The sequence below is a fragment of the Pedobacter steynii genome (assembly GCF_900103665.1).
GTDB classification, from domain to species: Bacteria; Bacteroidota; Bacteroidia; order Sphingobacteriales; family Sphingobacteriaceae; genus Pedobacter; species Pedobacter steynii.
The window spans coordinates 796,502-815,236 of the sequence record NZ_FNGY01000003.1 but is presented as its reverse complement, the minus strand read 5'-3'; the positions used below and the strand labels follow the sequence as shown (position 1 = coordinate 815,236).

11 protein-coding genes are annotated in these 18,735 nt (G+C 43.3%); 8 read left to right on the top strand and 3 right to left on the bottom strand.

From position 1 onward, the window contains the following. Nucleotides 1-59 precede the first annotated feature (59 nt). From BLQ87_RS11595 to BLQ87_RS11585, 3 genes are all read right to left on the bottom strand, one after another. Complete coding sequence (locus tag BLQ87_RS11595) at nt 60-2,093, bottom strand: M13 family metallopeptidase (RefSeq protein WP_074606622.1); 2,034 nt, start codon at nt 2,091-2,093, stop codon at nt 60-62. A 247-nt stretch (nt 2,094-2,340) separates the two neighbouring features. Continuing rightward, nucleotides 2,341-3,237 (bottom strand): DMT family transporter, encoded by an 897-nt coding sequence (locus BLQ87_RS11590; RefSeq protein ID WP_074606619.1) that lies wholly within the window; start codon nt 3,235-3,237, stop codon nt 2,341-2,343. Between the two features lie 85 nt (nt 3,238-3,322). Next, nucleotides 3,323-4,204, bottom strand: coding sequence for an NAD(P)-dependent oxidoreductase (locus BLQ87_RS11585; RefSeq protein ID WP_074606617.1), 882 nt, complete (start codon nt 4,202-4,204; stop codon nt 3,323-3,325). Nucleotides 4,205-4,352: 148 nt separating this feature from the next. Here BLQ87_RS11585 and BLQ87_RS11580 point away from each other — a divergent pair, with 148 nt between their 5' ends. The 8 genes from BLQ87_RS11580 to BLQ87_RS11545 all read left to right on the top strand — a co-directional run bounded on the left by BLQ87_RS11580 (nt 4,353) and on the right by BLQ87_RS11545 (nt 18,651). Further along, nucleotides 4,353-4,709: a winged helix-turn-helix transcriptional regulator gene (locus BLQ87_RS11580; RefSeq protein ID WP_074606614.1), complete on the top strand. Its 357-nt coding sequence runs from the start codon at nt 4,353-4,355 to the stop codon at nt 4,707-4,709. Nucleotides 4,710-4,859: 150 nt separating this feature from the next. Next, nucleotides 4,860-5,402 (top strand): RNA polymerase sigma factor, encoded by a 543-nt coding sequence (locus tag BLQ87_RS11575; RefSeq protein WP_074606612.1) that lies wholly within the window; start codon nt 4,860-4,862, stop codon nt 5,400-5,402. A gap of 178 nt (nt 5,403-5,580) precedes the next feature. After that, entirely contained in the window at nt 5,581-7,092 is a 1,512-nt protein-coding gene (locus BLQ87_RS11570; RefSeq protein ID WP_074606985.1) for a glycoside hydrolase, read from the top strand. Nucleotides 7,093-7,310: 218 nt separating this feature from the next. Beyond that, nucleotides 7,311-8,222 carry a FecR family protein gene (locus tag BLQ87_RS11565; RefSeq protein WP_074606609.1) on the top strand — a complete coding sequence of 304 codons (912 nt, stop codon included), beginning with the start codon at nt 7,311-7,313 and terminating at the stop codon, nt 8,220-8,222. 175 nt (nt 8,223-8,397) lie between these two features. Next, a complete protein-coding gene (locus tag BLQ87_RS11560) occupies nt 8,398-11,820 on the top strand; it encodes a TonB-dependent receptor (RefSeq protein WP_218129450.1) in 3,423 nt (1,140 codons plus the stop codon). A 16-nt stretch (nt 11,821-11,836) separates the two neighbouring features. Further along, nucleotides 11,837-13,636 carry a RagB/SusD family nutrient uptake outer membrane protein gene (locus tag BLQ87_RS11555; protein WP_074606607.1) on the top strand — a complete coding sequence of 600 codons (1,800 nt, stop codon included), beginning with the start codon at nt 11,837-11,839 and terminating at the stop codon, nt 13,634-13,636. Between the two features lie 93 nt (nt 13,637-13,729). After that, nucleotides 13,730-16,135: an outer membrane protein assembly factor BamB family protein gene (locus BLQ87_RS11550; protein WP_074606605.1), complete on the top strand. Its 2,406-nt coding sequence runs from the start codon at nt 13,730-13,732 to the stop codon at nt 16,133-16,135. A 362-nt stretch (nt 16,136-16,497) separates the two neighbouring features. Next, a complete protein-coding gene (locus BLQ87_RS11545) occupies nt 16,498-18,651 on the top strand; it encodes a S9 family peptidase (protein WP_074606602.1) in 2,154 nt (717 codons plus the stop codon). The last annotated feature ends 84 nt before the right edge of the window (nt 18,652-18,735 follow it).

Below are 18,735 nucleotides of genomic sequence, written 5' to 3'. Positions count from 1 at the left end.
TAAAAAGGCATCATTTTCATGATGCCTTTTACATATGGATATCTATATGTCAATATGTTTTACCACATCCTGATTCTGTCTTCAGGTTTTTTGTATAATTTGTCACCTGGCTGAACATCAAATGCTTTGTACCAGGCATCCATGTTTACCGGAGCACCGATGGTCCTGTAAGGGCCTGGCGAATGCGGATCGGTTTTGATTAACTGCGCTGCGGTTTCATCCAAAACATTTCCTCTCCATACCTGAGCCCAGGATAGGAAGAAGCGCTGATCCGGGCTAAAGCCATCGATTTTTTCTTCGGACTGACCTTGTTTGGTTAATTTGAATGCGGTATAAGCGGCATTTAAACCACCCAGATCGCCAATATTTTCGCCCATGGTCAGCTTACCGATGACATGAATGGTATCCAATACGGTGTAAGCATCAAACTGTTCACCCAATGCTTTGGTTTTGGTTTCAAATTTAACTTTATCTTCCGGTGTCCACCAGTTGCGCAGGTTTCCGTCTTTATCGTACTGACTACCTGAATCGTCAAATCCATGCGACATCTCATGTCCGATTACTGCACCAATACCACCGTAATTTACCGCGTCATCAGCATTCGGATCAAAGAACGGGAACTGAAGAATTCCCGCAGGGAACACAATTTCATTCATCGTCGGACTATAATACGCATTTACCGTTGGCGGAGTCATGCCGAAACGGGTCCGGTCTACCGGTTTACCCAGTTGCGTTACCATTTCGTTATAGGCCCATGCTCCTGAATTGCGCAGGTTTTGTAAATACGTCGTGCGACCGATCGTTAAGCCATCATAGGTTTTCCACTTTTCAGGATAACCGATCTTTGGTACAAAGGCATTTAGTTTTTCCAATGCTTTTCCTTTGGTTACGTCGCTCATCCAGTCCAGCCCTTTAATTCTGATCTCAAATGCTTTTCTAAGGTTGCTGATCAGCTCAGTCATGCGGACTTTGGCATCCGGCTTGAAGTATTTAGCCACATAAAGCTGGCCTAGAAGCTCACCTATGGTACCATCTGTAAGCTGAGACATCCTTTGCCATCTTGGTGTTTGTATTTTTTGTCCGCTTTGTGCCTGTGTAAAGGCAAAGTTTGCGTTCACAAAAGGAGAACTCAGGTTAGGTGCTGCGGATTTTAAAATATTCCATTCCAGATAGGTTTTCCAGTCGGAAAGAGAAACGGTTTTCAGCATTCCATCAATGCCCGTAAAGAACTTAGGGGAGGAAACTAAAATCGTATCTTGTCCCGTTACCTTAAATTTAGGCAGCATGGTGCTCCAGTTTAGTCCCGGAGTTATTTTGCTGAACTCAGTAACGGTAAATTTGTTATAAGTTTTATGCGGATCACGCATTTCCAGCCTTGTCATCTGTGCTTCTGCCAGTTGCTTTTCAATCGCCATTACAGCAGTTGCTTTTTTCTGTGCTTCCGCTGTTGTACTTCCGGTTAAGGTAAAAAGGGTCGTCATATAGGTTTGGTAGGCTTCCCTGATTTTTACACTCCTGCTGTCGTCCTTTAAATAATAATCGCGATCGGGTAGGGTTGTTCCACCCTGTCCAAGTTGTGCAAGGTATTTGTTTGCATTTTTTCTGTCCTGCCCAACAAAAAAGCTGAATATAGGCGCAGCAAGGCCTGAAGTACGCAGGTAAGCGGCGTGATCCAAAATACCCGGAATGTCTTTGATGAGTTTAATTTTTGCAAGATCTGCTTTGATCGGTGTATAGCCCAGTTTCTCAATGGTAATGCTGTCCATTGCTGCAGTGTAGAAATCACCAACGCGTTTTTTAATGGAACCTGCAGGAGCAGATTTGTCGGCCGCCGCATCCTCAACCAGGCCCTTAACCGCATTGATATTGAAGTCGCGAAGAGCGTTGAAACTTCCCCAACGGGTTTCCTTTGCAGGAACAGGGTTGTTCTTGATCCAGGTCCCACTTGCATATTTATAGAAATCGTCCCCAGGTTTTACAGTAAGATCCATATTTGCCGGATCTATAAATTTTGCCTGAGATTGGGCTTGTGCAGAATAGCTCGCAGCAATAATCCCCAAAGCAGCAAAATAGCTTTTCAGTTTTATATTCATAAGTCAATAAGTTAATAGTATGAGGTGTATTAATCCCTCAATGGGATCAATGTAGGAAATACCATTTAACAAATAATGTTCTTAATGAAAATATTACTTATAGAACCAATAATAGATTTTGGTTAACCCGAGTTTTCTGATGATCACCCCCGTAAATAAAACTAACTTTATCGCTTTCATATCTTGGGTATTTATATCTATTTAACATATTTTAACATATATTATTGTGTTTGGGGAAAAATATAGGTTATAATGTTTGCTTTTTTTGTCGCTGGCGTTGTCCGATATAAAGCCCAAGGATAACGAGAATGGTACCGCAAATGGTATACCAGGTGATGGGTTCGTTCATTAACCACCAGGCGTAGAAGAAGCCGAACAGGGGACATAGAAATAGCCATAAAGAAGCCTTTACGGTATCTATTTTTAACAGGTAAAACCAGCAGATGAGGCCAATTACAGAGACTGCGAGGCTTAACCAGAGGACAGCGTACCAGAAGGTCTGATCGGCATGAAAGGATTGAAAATCAGCAAAAGTGCAGATAACAGGCAAAAGGAATAAGCCACCAAGCGTTACCTGCCATCCATTGATCAGCAGGTTCGGTAATGTCCATTTTATCCGGGCATAATACACACTGGCAAAGGACACGATCACCATGCTCAGCAGGAGCAGGCCAATGCCTAAAAAGCTGGTGCTTTTGTCATGCAGTAAAGGATAGGTGGCAAAAGCGATACCCGACATTCCCAGAAAAATACTCAATAGCTCGGCAGATGTAGGTCTGCGCCGGATGAGCCAGGAAGAGAACAAAACAATGAGCAGGGGATTGGTGGAGACGGCCAGGCTCCCGATTCCTGCGGCGGTAAACTTCATGGCGTATACATATAATCCAAGATAAAGCGTGGTATTTAACAAGCCAAAGATGGCGAGCTGTTTCCATTCCGTTGCAGTGGGAAGACGGTATATTTTATTTCTGCTCCATCCATAACAGTAGCCGAGCAAGACCAGGCCGGCGAGGAAAAAGCGGATATTTGCCAGAATTAAAGGAGGAGCGGACTGTACCCCAAACTTGGTAGCTACAGATGCAGAAGCCCAAAGCATAGAAAATAATATGCCGGTTCCAATGTTCTTTAGGCTCTCTTTTGTCATTTGTTTTTAAACCTAACAAATTTGGGGATTTATCTGATCATTTAAAATGAAATGATGATCAGCAAAAATGAAATAATGGCGCGGTTTATTGTTCCCGGAGCACCTTAATCAAGGCTGCAACTTCCTGATCACCGTATCCGGCGAGGTCTGCTTTTTTAAAGAGTGCCGCCGCAAAAGAAGGGAACCGGGCATTGATACCAGCCTCAATGGCCGTTTGCTCCAGTCGCGCGGTAGCTGCTACAGAAATCCGGAGCGGACTTTCGGTAATGGCGTAGTTTTCGGTATGAACCATGTTCCCCTCATGTTTTAAAAATTCGCCAAAAGAAGGGCTGATGCCTGCGATGATCCTGGCATATTCTGCTACGGAAAGCCCCTGAGATTCTATGATTCTGGCACCATGGAAGAAACCAATTGATGCACCATATATATAGGATAAGGTGGCAAGGTCTACTGTTGGAGATGCGGCTATTTTCTCACCAAGATAGCTGATGGCACCACCAAAAACTTTCAGGATCGGCTCAGCAATGCGGTAGGTTGCTTCTTTTCCGGAGATCAGGATCGGGGTATCCGGCTGTCCCATTTGTGTTGGCGCTGCCTGAATGCCGCCATTGATATAACTTGCGCCATGTTCCGATGCCCACAATTCCGCTTCAACGGCTTCTTTCGGACTAATGGTGCTCAGTTGAACGAGTAATTTTTGATGGAGCAATGCGCTGACTTCCGGGCTATCCAGAATACTTTGACTGGCCTGGTGGTTGTAAACGCAGATCACGATGACCGGACTTGCAGCGATGGCTTCAGTAATATCTTTGGCCATGATTGCCCCTTCTTTGACCAGGTCATCCGCTTTGCCGCTACTCCGGTTCCATACAGTAACCTCATATCCTTTCTGTAATAATAGCCTGGCTAAGGTGGTTCCCATTGAGCCAAGACCTATGACACTTACTTTGTTGTTGTTCGTTTTCATCTTTTTTGTTGTTTTATGAAGACAAAATTCAACAGAATTGCAATGCCAAAAAATAAGGGAAAAAAGATTCAGCGGGGGAATAATTATTCCCTGTGAAGGGAATCCGGCAACAATTATTTTTATACATTGTGGGATAAAACCGATGCTTATGTACGAGAGAAAAATACCGGAAGACCTCGAATGTGGAATTAATATAGCGATGAAAGTATTGAGCGGTAAATGGAAGCCCTGTATCATTGATTGCATTAACAGGGGCATCAGAAGACCGAGTGAATTGCATGCTTATATCGATACTGCGGCACCAAGGGTGATCAATATGCAGCTTCGGGAGCTGGAAGCGTATGGGATCATCTGTAAAAAGATCTATCCCGGGCTTCCTTTAAAAGTGGAATATTACCTTACCGCTGTAGGAGAAGGTACATTACCAGTCATCCAGGCTTTAGACGAATGGGGGAATGAGAACCGGGAGCACGTAATGAAAGTCGTTCCACAGGGAGAGGAATAGGGCGATCCTGGCATATTAAGGGGGTGAAGAAAGACAAGAACTTAATGAAAACTTAACGGTGCTCATACCGAAGGTGTTTTTCTATTCCTTTATTTTTGCAATTAATTTATATATTGTATCACCAAATAAACCACCTAAGACCAACCTTTATTGAAATCGCTTACAGACCCGGCATTGCTGGCCTTACTGAAACAAGACAATGATGAAGCATTTAATGAAATTTATGCGCGTTATTGGGATGTGGTATATGCCATTGCCTGTAAGAAACTGAATAACCGGGAAGAGGCAAAAGACGTTGTTCACGACCTGTTTATGGTCATCTGGATGAAACGCCATACGCTTAAAATCACAACGACCTTTATCGGATATATTTACATCATCTTAAAAAATAAGCTCACTGATCTCAACCGTCGTCAAAGCCTGCGGATCAAACACGATGATGAGCTGTTGAAAGTGAGCGGCGAAAGCGATCATTCCTTATTTGAACAATTCGCCTCTAAGGATACGGCACAACACCTGCAGCTGGAAATACAAAACATGCCGGTCGGTATGCGTAAGGTATTTTTAATGAGCAGGGAAGAGGAGTTGTCTATCAATGAAATTGCAGGGCGACTGTCTATTTCCTCGCAAACGGTGAAAAACCAAATCACCAATGCTTTAAAACGGCTGAAGTCAAAATATCCCTTCCATTAAGTTACTGTTAAGTTTCATAAAACACCCTTTTTGCCATAGTACTCTTCCGGCTGATGTCCGTTATGTATTTCGTATGCCCGCAAAAAACTATCAGTTTATGCATAAAAACCATTTAAAAGATGGCGAGGGTTACGAATATATTTAGGTATTGAAAATCAATGTTTTAATTAAAATCCTTATGAGCTACAAAAGCCTGAAGATTGCCTTTTTAGCGATGGCCACCCTTACCATTGCAGAAAGTTGCAAGCAGAAATCTACGGAAGACCTGCTGTCGGATGCAAGCCGTCTGAAAACAAAAGAAATGTCGGCTGCTGCTGCAGGAAATGCCGGCATTACCCTGAACTGGGACCAAACTTACCAGCGGATCGATGGCTTTGGTGCCTTCGGCGGAAGGATCGTCCCTTTCTTTGAATCCCAGAAGCGGGATAGCATTATGTCCTATCTCTGGGGTGAGAATGGCTTACACCTGAACATGGTGCGTGGAAAAGTGCTCCATACTTATGGCTTTAACCAGCAAACGGGTATAGTGACCATCAAGCCGGCGGGGGTAGACATCGATGTGGATGTAAACAGCAATGCTTATAAATCGCTTACAGATGTCCAGAAGGAACATCTGGGGCAATTGTGGATCTTAAAGAAAATAAAAGAAAGGTACCAGGTGCCAATTACTTTTGCCAGTACCTGGACGCCGCCATTGTCTATGAAAACCAATCCAAACAGTGAAAGCGGGAAATGGTTTAACGGCCTGAACTTCAATACCAGTTCCAGCGCCTTTGCCCGTTACCTTGCAGGTTTTGCCAAGGCCTATCAAAATGAAGGGATTAACTTCTATGCGATATCGCCTTCCAATGAACCGGAGAACGTCTTTTCCGATTGGGATGCTTCTTACTGGAATTCTGCTCACCTTGGAGAATTTATCACCAATAATCTAAGACCGGCATTAAACCAGCAGGGCCTGAACTCTACCAAAATCTTATCTTCTGAAAATGCAGCCTGGGGTACCGCAAATACTTTCCTCGGCGGGATGGATAAAAGTAATGTGGATATTCTTGCAGGACATGGTTATGTGGAAATCGGTGAACTGATCACCGGAAAAAGAGGCTTGAATCAGAATCCGGTAACCTGGAATTATGCCACAGGAAATAAGCCGGTATGGATGACCGAAACTTCTGATGATGGTGGGACTTACGACAATAGTATTACCGGCGGATTGAAGCTTGCAACGAGTATGCATAAATTCATGGCGGAATGTAATGTCAATGCTTTTGTGTACTGGTTAGGGATGCTGGCGATCAGAAACAACGAATCGCTGATCTGCACCAACGGTGATGGTTCCCTTGATTTTCCAAAGACCTATGATGTGATGGGACAGTTTTCCCGTTATGTACGTGCCGGATATTTCCGCTTTGGGGCAAGTGTTCAAAACAATTCAGAGCTGAAAGTCTCTGCCTATAAAGATCCGGCAACGGGCAAGTTCAGTCTTGTCGTGATCAATCCCGGAACTCAGCAATTGACGACTACTTTGCATTTGCAGGGTTTTTCTGCAGGGACTTTGGTCGGTTACCAGACTACCGGAAGCAGCGCTGCACACTGGCAGCAGGGCAGTCCGGTAAATGTGGCTGTTGATGGCAGTTTTACATTGAACATTCCAGCTCAAAGTGTAACCACTTTCACGGGTACAAAAAACTAACGTTTATGATCGCTTCATAACCGATAAAAAACAATTATATTCCAATGAAAATCTCCCGCAGCAGCAAATCTCCGGGAGATTTTTTGTAGCTGGCACCCGCGTATGACGCCTTCTTTCCGTTTCATTATTTCAGATTATCTAAAAAAACTGAAGAATAAATAAAAAATATCAATTCCGCATAGTACCTCTCTGGTCCTCATTCGTTATGTACTTAGTATATGAACGAAAAAGATAAAAAAGACCTTTATAAAGAATTCGGAATCAATAACCCTGATGTGTTTTTTGAAGGGGAAAGTGACCGGGAAGCCATCCGTCAGGAAATTCTGGGACGGATACAGGCTACAAAAGAAATTCATAGCAAACAACAAAGCAGACCTGGCGTAAAGAGAAACTTTATAGGCATGGCTGCTGCTATCGGACTGATCCTGCTTTCTGCGGCCTTAATGTTGTACTATAATCATTCAGGAGCCCAAAGCAATTACATTACTGTAGTTGTTCCAAAAGGACAAACCCGGGAAGTGGTCTTGCCGGATGGATCTACGGTTTGGCTAAATGCAGCAAGTACCTTAAAATACCCTAAAAAGTTTGGAAAGAAACGGATGGTCTACCTGTTGGATGGAGAAGGTTTCTTTAAAGTAGTCCATGATGAGCATGTGCCTTTCGTAGTAGATGCTTCGGGCATTATGACGAATGTTTTGGGCACCTCTTTCGTCGTGAAATCTTATAAAAGCTTATCCACCATGAGTGTATCTGTGGTGACGGGAAAGGTCGCTGTAAGCGATGAGCGGAAACAACTGAGTGTACTCGTGAAGGATCAGGAGGTCGTTTACCATAAAGACCACCGGAAGCCAAGTGTCCTGAAAGTGAAAGCGCAGGAAAAGACGGAATGGAATAGCGGTAAAGTGATCCTGAATGCGGCCAATTTCGAGGAGGTCATTCTGGCGCTGGAGAATGCCTTCCAGGTGAAAATAAATTACGACCTGGACAAGTTTAAAAACTGCAGCACTACGATCAAGTTTGATACGGGAAAAAGTCTGACAGATGCAATGGAAACCCTAAAAGACATACAAGGAATAACTTATCAAATAAAAGAAAAGGAGGTGCTTATAGTAGGTAGCGGATGTAATTAATTGATCATTGGTATAAAAAAAATGATCAGTACCTGTTGGAGCAGATACTGATCTGAATGTACAGCATGCGGGCAACTCTTCGAAAAATTTTCCGGATGGCTGTGCTTTGTTTCAAACAATTTTTAAAACGAATAAAAATATGAAAAAAAACATTACTACACTAATTCTTAAGATAATGAAGGTAGGATTAATAGTGTTTGCTACGTTACTGACCTCTGCGGGGACCTTATTAGCAGAAACGGTCTTCAGCCAGAACCTTAAAGATGTTAAAGTTAGTATCAATCTTAAAGGCGAATCCCTGGAAAGGGCAATAGAAAAAATCAGCAAGACGAGCAAAATGGACTTTTCTTATAACAATAATGAGTTGAGAAAAGTCAAAGGGATAGTGCTTGATGTGAGCCATATGCCGTTAAATGAAGTGTTGATCCAGCTGTTAAAAGGGACACCTTTTTCTTATAGAGAAGCAGATAAAAATGTAGTGATCTTCCGGAAACGGGACCAGGATGCGCTTCCGGTTTTATCCTGGATTAATGAAGCAATTTTAATCAAAGGGGTCGTTACCGACGATCAGGGAGCGCCGATTCCAGGCGTTTCTGTCCGCATTATGGGGACTCAAAAGAATGTATCAACAGATGTGAATGGAAACTATCAGATTGAAGCGGGTTCGCCTGCCGATGTCCTGGTGTTCTCTTATGTGGGGCTAACGGAACAGAAAATCGTGATCGGAACAAGAAAGCTGATCAATGTAGTCCTGAAAGACGATGATAAATTTCTGAATGAAGTGGTGGTTGTCGGTTATGGGGTACAAAAGAAAACAAACCTGAGTGGTGCGGTAGATGGGGTGACGAGCAAAGACATCGAAAACAGACCTTTTCCAAGTGTCGGTGCAGGTTTACAGGGATTGATTCCCAACCTGAATATCGGTGTTTCCAGCGGACAGGTGAATAAAGCACCTTCCTTCAATGTCCGTGGTTTTACTTCCGTAAACGGGGGAGGACCTTATATCTTAGTCGATAACGTTCCTTTTACCACAGACGAACTGATGGCTTTGAATCCGGCGGATATAGAAAATGTAACGGTGTTAAAGGATGCGGCATCAGCAGCGATATATGGTGCAAGAGGCGCCTTTGGGGTGGTCCTGATCACCACAAAAACCGCTAAAAGTGCCGACCTGAAAGTTGGTGTAAATACTTATTATGCCATAAGAAATCTGGGTAAAGTGCCGGCTGTGGTGACAGATCCTTTACAGGTGATGGAATATAAACATGACGCGGCTTATCCTTTGTACAATCTTTACCCTGATAATATAAGGGCGTACGCCAGGGAACGTTCTCAAAATCCTTCCTTACCTTCTGTAATCATTTCTCCCTCAGATCCTAATGCCTGGATGTATTATGGAAGTACGAACTGGATGGATGAAGTGTATAAACCAAGTGCGCCGACCTACAGTGCGAACATGAACATCTCCAAAAAAGACGATAAGCTGAGCTATTATATGTCCTCAGAATATTTCCGGAATGAGGGGATGTTCCGTTATGGTAATGATACTTACGATCGCTATAACCTTCGTGCCAAAGCGGATTACAGCCTTTCAAAATGGCTGACAATTGGAAACAATACCTCTTTCATGTCGAGCACTTATGACGCTTCTTCGTATGGTGGAGAAGGATTTTTTCACAATGTGAACAGACAGAGTTCTTTGGATGTGCCGAAAAACCCCGATGGAAGCTGGACTTCTACAGGGGCAGCATTACTTGGCAGATTGCAAAGCGGCGGCCGTTCGGTAACAAGAAGCAATAACTTCCAAACGACCTTCACCGCGAAAGCGAGCCTGGTGAAAGATGTATGGGACCTGAAAGCAGACGCGACGATCAGAAGGATTGATACTGCCGGGAAATCTTATGAAATTCCTGTGGCCTATAAAGCTGGTCCGAATGCAGCAACCGGCTATACTGGTTCAAATCCAGGCTGGGCGCAAAATGACGATAGACATATCAGACACAATATTTATAACATTTATACTGATTTTCATAAAACATTCGGCAGCAAACATTATGTGCAGGTACTTGCCGGTTTCAATCAGGAGTACAGAAACCGTAATGCTGCCTGGGTCAACCGTAAAGGTTTAATCAGCAGTACCCTGCCTTCGGTTAACCTGGCTACAGGTGAATTAACGAGTAAGGAATACATCGAGGATTGGGCTGTAAGGGGCTGGTTTTACCGCTTTAATTATATTTTCGATGATAAATATATTCTGGAGCTGAATGGCCGTTACGACGGAACTTCCCGTTTTCCTACAGACGACCGCTGGGGTTTCTTTCCTTCGGCTTCTGTTGGATGGGTGCTGAGCAGAGAAAACTTCTTTAAGCCGGTGGCGGAAAAGCTAGGGATCGACCTGCTGAAATTCCGTGCTTCTTACGGAGCATTGGGTAACCAGGATGTAGGTGCATATTATTATATCCCTGCTATGGGGTCAGGACAGATCAATCAGATTCTGGATGGTAAAAGACCAACAGAAGTGAGACCTCCGGCAGCGGTAGCACAAAGCCTGACCTGGGAAAGGGTATCTACGGTTAACGTGGGTGGAGATGTCAGCCTCTTCAAAAACCGTTTAGACCTTAATTTTGATGCTTATACGCGTTATACAGAAGGAATGCTGACCAAAGGCAGAACACTTCCTGGACCATTTGGCGTGTTAGAGCCTAAGGTGAATGCCGCAGATTTGAAAACCAAAGGATGGGAGTTCAGGATCGGGTGGAAAGATGGATTCCTGTTGAACAATAGTCAGTTCTATTATAACATCGGCTTCAATATGGGAGATAGCAAGACTTTTATTACCAAGTTCGACAACCCGAATGGCCTGTTGTCTGATTACTATGTTGGACAGCAAATCGGAGAGATCTGGGGATTAGAAACAGAAGGTTTCTTCCAATCCAAAGAAGAACTGGCAAGTCATGCCGATCAAAGTGCAGTAGGTGCGGATGATACCGGATATAAATTTGATGTGGGGGATTTAAAATTTAAAGACCTCAACAATGATGGTAAAGTCGACAAAGGTAAAAATACAGTGAATGATCATGGCGATCAGAAGATCATCGGAAATGATGAAGCACGTTATCGCTATGGGATTGACCTGGGCGCAGGATGGAAAGGTTTTGACCTCCGCTTGTTCTTCCAGGGTGTAGGAAAAAGAGATTGGTATCCAAATGCGAGTAACCATTACTTCTGGGGCGTATATGCGCAGCCATGGACAAATGTTCAGGAACATAACCTGGATCACTGGACGCCAGAAAATCCAAATGCTTATTTCCCAAGAGTGAAAGCATACATTGCTGAGGATGAAAGTGAGCTTGGAAATCCACAGACGAGATACCTTCAGGATGCTTCTTACCTACGTTTAAAGAACCTTACAATAGGCTATACGCTTCCTAAATCTTTAACAAGCAAGATGAAGATGGATAAATTGAGAGTGTACTTCAGTGCCGAAAACGTATTTGATGTGTCGCACATCAAAGCGAGATTAGACCCTGAAGGTCTGGATGGGAAAGTCTATCCTTTCCAAAAAACATTCTCTTTTGGTTTAAACCTTAATTTTTAACGCAAGAAGAAGCATCATGAAACTAAGAACAACATATATCCTTGCTTTAGGATTGATTACTATAGGGATGACTGCCTGCAAGAAAGACTTCCTGCAGAGAGACCCGCAAACAGAAATTACTGAAGGCTCATTTTTTCAGTCGCCGGCCGATTTGGAAACCTATAGCAATGGCTTTTATAAATACCTTTCTCCAAGTTATTCGGACATTAGCTCCGATAATATTGCGAACTACAATGCCGATGGGGAAGTAGACCTGTTGGTAAGAGGTGGCTTATCCTCGGCTAATGTTGGCGGTTGGGGTAAAAAGGATTGGGAAGCACTGAGGACGATCAATTTTATGCTGGACCACATTCCGCAAGTAAAGGGAGATCCTGCACTGATCAAACATTTTGTGGGTATTGCACGCTTTTATCGTGCCAATTTCTATTTTGAAAAAATAAAGAAATACCATAATGTTCCCTGGTTCAATAAAACGTTAACAGCCGATGATCCGGCTTTAATGAAAACCCAGGATCCAAGAGCGCTGGTTGCCGATTCGGTGTTGAGCGACCTGAACTATGCGGCGGAAAATATCAAACCAGATGGAACAAATACCCGCGTTACCAAATGGGCAGCATTGGCTTTATTGTCGCGCTTTGCGTTGCATGAAGGTACTTTCAGAAAATACCATGATGAAATTCAGCTGACCGGCGATTATCAGCGCTTTCTGGATGCGGCAATTGCGGCTTCGGCAAAAATCATGAAAGATGGTGGTTTTAGCATCACCAATACCGGAAAAGGAGGACTGGATTACAGGGATTTATTCTCCAGTGCTAACCTTTCCGCAAATAAGGAAGTGATTATGCTGGCGGATTACAGTAAGGAACTGGGCCTTGGAAACAATAGCCATACTGTTCTTGATTATACCTGGTCGCTGAGCAGAAATCTTGCAGATACCTATCTGAAAACTGATGGTACCCCTTTTACTTCCAGTCCCGGATATGATACCAAAGTATATACTGAAGTTTTTGCAGACCGTGACCCAAGAATGATGGAAACGATTATTAATCCTGCATTCAGAGGGGCAAGCACGATTGATGAGCCTTATCGCATCAAACCTACCTTAGGAGGTTACAATCAGATCAAGTTTTATCCCCGTTCTGCGGACCTGAGACAAGGATGGGAACTGAATTATACGGACTTGCCGATTTTCAGGTATGCAGAGGTATTGTTGATCAATGCAGAAGCGAAGGCTGAATCCGGAACCATCAGTCAGGCCGACCTGGATCAAACGGTCAACGTGTTGCGTGCCCGTGTAAAAATGCCTTTCCTGAATGTTGGCGTTGGATTAGATCCTGTTTTATCTGCTGCTTATCCGAATGCCAATGCGGCTAACCGGGCATTATTGCTGGAAATCCGTAGAGAGAGAAGGGTAGAACTGGCTTGCGAAGGTCGTCGTTTTGATGATTTGATGCGCTGGAAATCAGGCAAACTGTTTCAGGATAGTCAGCAGGGGATGTATGTTCCTGCATTGGGGGCAATGGATGTGACCGGCGACGGGCAGCCTGACATTGCCATCCTTCCTTCTCCGAATGATGAATCTGCAATTGCAGGTTTGCCGGTAGCTGTCAGAGAAAAATTATCCAAGTATTACCTGAAGGATAAGGATGGAAAAGATCAGAATTTCTACCTGAGCAAAGGAACTTCGGGTTTCATCGCCTTTACCCGCGACAGAGATCAGCCGAGGATTTTTATAGAGCCTAAATATTATTACAGACCGATTCCTATCAGTGAAACGGTGGTAAACCCACAGCTGAAACAAGTATTTGGCTGGTAATAAATCATGAGGTACTCACACGCATAATCGAGCAGCAGGTTGAAAGGCCTGCTGCTTTTTTTATATTTTTAAACACACACACAAATAGAAATAATGAGGTTAATTTTAATGGTAACAATGGCACTGCTGACTTCGGTTGCAGGGGCGCAATACAAAGGGAAAGTCTTTGTAGACAGGAACGGAAATAAAACAGCCGATGGTCCGGAAAAAGGGATGGCAGGAGTGGCGGTTTCCGATGGACAGCATGTAGTCCGTACGGATCAGGATGGAAATTTTAACCTGCCCGGACATGCCAAAACAAGGTTTATATTCGTTACCCTTCCTTCAGGATATAAACTTGCCGATAAACATTACCTCAAGACCGACGATAAGGTAAAGGCGTATAACTTCGGGTTGTTGCCAGACCCTTCAAGTGCAGGGTCTTCGGTAAAAATGCTGCAAATCACGGATACGGAGACCGACAAATACAACGACTGGATTGGCAACTTAAAGAACTTCTCGAAAAAGCAGGACATCAGTTTCATTGTACATACAGGAGATATCTGTTACGAGAAAGGACTTAATTTTCATGCGAATCAGGTGACGGCAGAGACTTTGGGTAAGCAGGTGTTTTATTGCATCGGAAACCACGATCTGGTAAAAGGTGCCTATGGGGAAGAATTATTTGAGCAGCTGTTCGGCCCTGTATATTATTCATTCGATGCCGGACCTGCACATTTTATCGTTACGCCAATGCGCTCGGGAGATGTTCAGCCTTCGTATACCGTGGATGAAGTGATCAGCTGGATGAAGAATGACCTTGCTGCAACGGATAAAAATAAACCGGTCATCATTTTTAACCATGACCTGCTGACGTATAATGATCAGTTTGTGCTCAAAGGAAAGAACGACTCGATCAATCTGAATGAGAACAACCTGAAAGCGTGGGTGTATGGCCACTGGCATAATAACTTTGTCAGAAAGAGCGATAAAACAGGAATACAGTATATCTCTTCTGCTTCGCCAAGCATGGGCGGAATAGACAATTCTGCCGGACAATTTCTGTCGATCGAGATTGATAAGGATGGCGTAAAAGAGATTAAACCGCATTATACCTATCTGCATAAACACCTGGTGGTAAACAGCCCTTCCGGCAAGGATATGGTGTTGATTAAAGACGGCGCATTGCAGATCAATGCCAATATATACGATAGCGAGACGATGCTGAAATCAGCAAAAAGTATCATCTATGATGAAAAAGGAAATCAGCTCGCAGCAACTGCCTTAGCTGCAAATACGGATTGGAGCTGGTCCGGACAGGTTCCGTCAGCAAAGTTATCGAAAGGGAAAACCCTGACCATTCAGACGGAGCTGAGCTTTAATGACGGACAACAATACATTCAGAAACAGGAATTCATATTGCCGTTGAGTAATCATCCGGTAAAATCAGCAGAAAACAAGGCGACGCACTTATCCCTGAAATGGACGAATAATGTTAAAGGAAGTGTGTGGAAAGCCAATCCTTTACTTGCAGAAGGGAAATTGTTTACAGCAACAATAGATGATGCCAATAACCTGCTGTGTGGCGTAACGGCATTGGATGCAAAAACGGGAAAAATTGCCTGGCATTTTAAAACGCGGAATTCTGTGAAACATGCAATTTCTTACGATTCAGGACTGATCTTGTGTACGGATATGGAAGGCTTTACTTATGCGCTGAAAGCAAGTAATGGAACCTTAATCTGGAAAAAAGACCTGGGAATGAAGTACCTTCCGGGTTATGTGTCTGGCGGCATTGCAGAAAAAGGAATCTATTATACGGGCTCCGGAGCTTATTTTCAGGCGCTGGAAGTGGCCACTGGAAAGACCTTGTGGACGAATAAAGAATGGACTGGGGGAGAAGGAACTCCGGAAAAGATGACCATCGCAGGAGAAGTGATCATTACCGGAAGCAACTGGCAGAGCTTATTTGCCCATGATCGTAAAACCGGAAAGTTGTTGTGGAAAAGGAGCGACGAAGGACTCCGTTTCAGGAGCAGTACGGGGATCTACAAGGATGGTAAACTTTACATCACCGGATTAAATACCTTATTTATTATCGATCCTTTAACAGGGAAAAACCTGGATAAGATCGAGGCCGGTTACGAGTTCAAAGTGATGGCTACGCCATTGATTACGGATAAATATATCGTGATGCCTACGGCTAAAAACGGAGTGGTGGCGTACGACCTGAAAACATTAAAGGAAGTATGGAACAGACCTACGGGGAATGCCCTGGTGTATTCTGCTCCTTATACCGGACCGGAATCAGGAACGGTAGAAAGTACAGTTGTAAAACATGGACATGAATTGTTGTTCGGTGCTTCTGATGGTCATCTTTACGTGGTCAATGAAGATTCAGGTGCGGTCTTGCAAAAACTAAACCTCGGTGCTCCTGTCTTTGCAGACCCTGTATTGCTGGGCAATGAACTCTTTGTGGTGGATTTTGCCGGAAATGTATACGCCTTGAAAATTAATTAACTGATTATTACGATTTCGCTACCACTGAATAGTCTGTAATGGATAGATATAGACATATGGGTATGCATCGAATCAGAAAAATACTGGAACAGAAGGAGGGACTCCGACTTGAGTTTAAATTGGCATCAACGGAGTTCCTTCCTGATAATTTATTTGAAAGTATTTGCGCAATGATGCTATAAATGATGCTATAAGTACGGATGAGGCTATAAATGATGCTACAAATGAGGCTATACGTATCGATGATGCTACAAATGATGCTATAATCGGAAATGATGTGATAAATATTAATGTTGCAATATTGTTGCAGTCTAACACTCCTCCGAGTTAATCATTACATTTGGCGCATCAATTATAAAAGAATGAAGAAACTTATCTTAGTATGTCAGTTGGTATCGATTGCTTTTTATGGAATCGCCCAGAATAAAACACTGACGATGCAGGATGCAATGAGTAATGTCCGCACTACCCTTGCCCCTGAAAACCTGTCGCAGATCCAGTTCATCTATGGAACTGAAGATTACGTATATGCAAAACGTCTGGCCAATGGCCCGGTATGGATGACTGGTAATTTCAAATCTAAAGAAGAGCAACCTTTCCTTTCCCTCAGCCAGTTGAACCAGAAATTAAAAGCGGCACAAAAAGATACCTTAAAGGCAATGCCTTTTATTCAATTCAATCAGGGTGCCGACTGGATCCTGTTCCTGAATGGTGCCAAAGTAGCTTTTAACCCGGCAAAGAACACCTATAAAACGGTGGTCAGTGCAAACCTGGCGGAGAAAACAAATGCAGAAGAAAGTGAAGCCGGTTATGTGGCTTACCTGGACAATTTCAACCTGTTTGTATCCGATGGAAAAGAAGCAAAACAGGTGACTACTGATGGAACTAAAGATATCGTCTATGCTTCTTCTGTTCACAGAGATGAATTTGGAATCTCCAAAGGAATATTCTGGAGTAACAATGGCAAACAGCTGGCCTTCTACAGAATGGATCAGCAAATGGTTTCCGACTATCCAATTATCGACTGGACATCCCGCCCTGCAAAGAATGTAAATATCAAATATCCAATGGCGGGCGACAAAAGTCATGAGGTAACAATTGGCGTTTATAATGCAGAAACAAAAGCGGTAGTTTACCTGAAAACAGGTCAGCCGGCAGAGCAATACCTGACTAATATTGCCTGGAGTCCTGATGATAAATATGTATATGTTGCGGTTTTAAACCGCGGACAAAACCACATGAAACTCAATCAATATGATGCGGCAACAGGTGATTTTATCAAAACTATTTTCGAGGAAAAAGATGAAAAATATGTGGAGCCATTGGTGCCGATGTTGTTCCTTAAAACCGATCCTTCTAAATTTATCTGGCAGAGTAACCGCGATGGATGGAATCATTTATACCTGTATGACCTTAAAGGGAAAGTCTTAAAACAACTGACCAAAGGGAGCTGGGAAGTGATCGAAGTAAAAGGGTTTAACCCTAAAGGTGATCAGCTGTACTATGTATCTACCGAAGAATCGCCGATCACAAGAAATCTATATGTATTGAACCTAAAATCCGGAAAATCAAAAAGGATTACCCAGGGATTTGCCGTTCATAATGCACAGGTGAGCAGTTCAGGAAATACAGTGATCGACAGTTATAGCAGCCCGGATCAGCCAAGGGTGATCCAGCTTGTAGAAACTGCTTCTGCGAAAACTAAAGTTTTGTTGACTGCAGCCAATCCACTTGCTGCTTATGCGACAGAAAAGTCTTCGATCTTTACCATCAAAAGCAATACCGATGATGATATTTATTGCAGTCTGTATAAGCCGGTTAATTTTGACAATACCAAAAAATACCCTGTTATTGTTTACTGGTATGGCGGTTCTCATGCGCAACTGATCACCAATAGCTGGAATGCCGGAGCTGGTGATTACTGGTTCAGGTATATGGCGCAGCAAGGATATGTAGTGCTTACCATTGATACCCGTGGCAGCGACAACAGGGGTAAAGCTTTCGAGCAGTCTATGTTTAGAAAAGTAGGTGACGTTCAAATGGAAGACATGATGAAAGCGGTTGATCATCTGAAAGGTTTACCTTATGTAGACAGCAGCAATATGGGCTTATTTGGCTGGAGCTTTGGTGGTTTTAACACCGTTGATTTTATGGTAAACCATCCTGGTGTCTTTAAAGCTGCGGTTGCAGGTGGTGCCGTGATCAACTGGAAATTCTATGAAGTGATGTATACCGAACGTTATATGGATACTCCTCAGGAGAATCCTGAAGGCTTTGCTGCTACTAACCTATCTGATAAAGCAGGGAACCTGAAAGGGAATTTGTTATTGATTCATGGGATACAAGATCCTGTGGTATTGCAACAGAACACTGTTGATTTTGTAAAACATGCGGTTGATAAAAATGTTCAGGTAGATTATATGATTTATCCGGGGCATGAGCATAACGTGACAGGTAAAGACCGTGCACATCTTTATCAGAAGGTAACGGATTATTTTATGCTTCATTTGAAGTAACTTCCCGGTATTGATTCTTTAGATGATATACTGAAATTCTGCGCGTAAAAAAAGCCTATGTACTTTTCGGTCTCAAAATCTTTT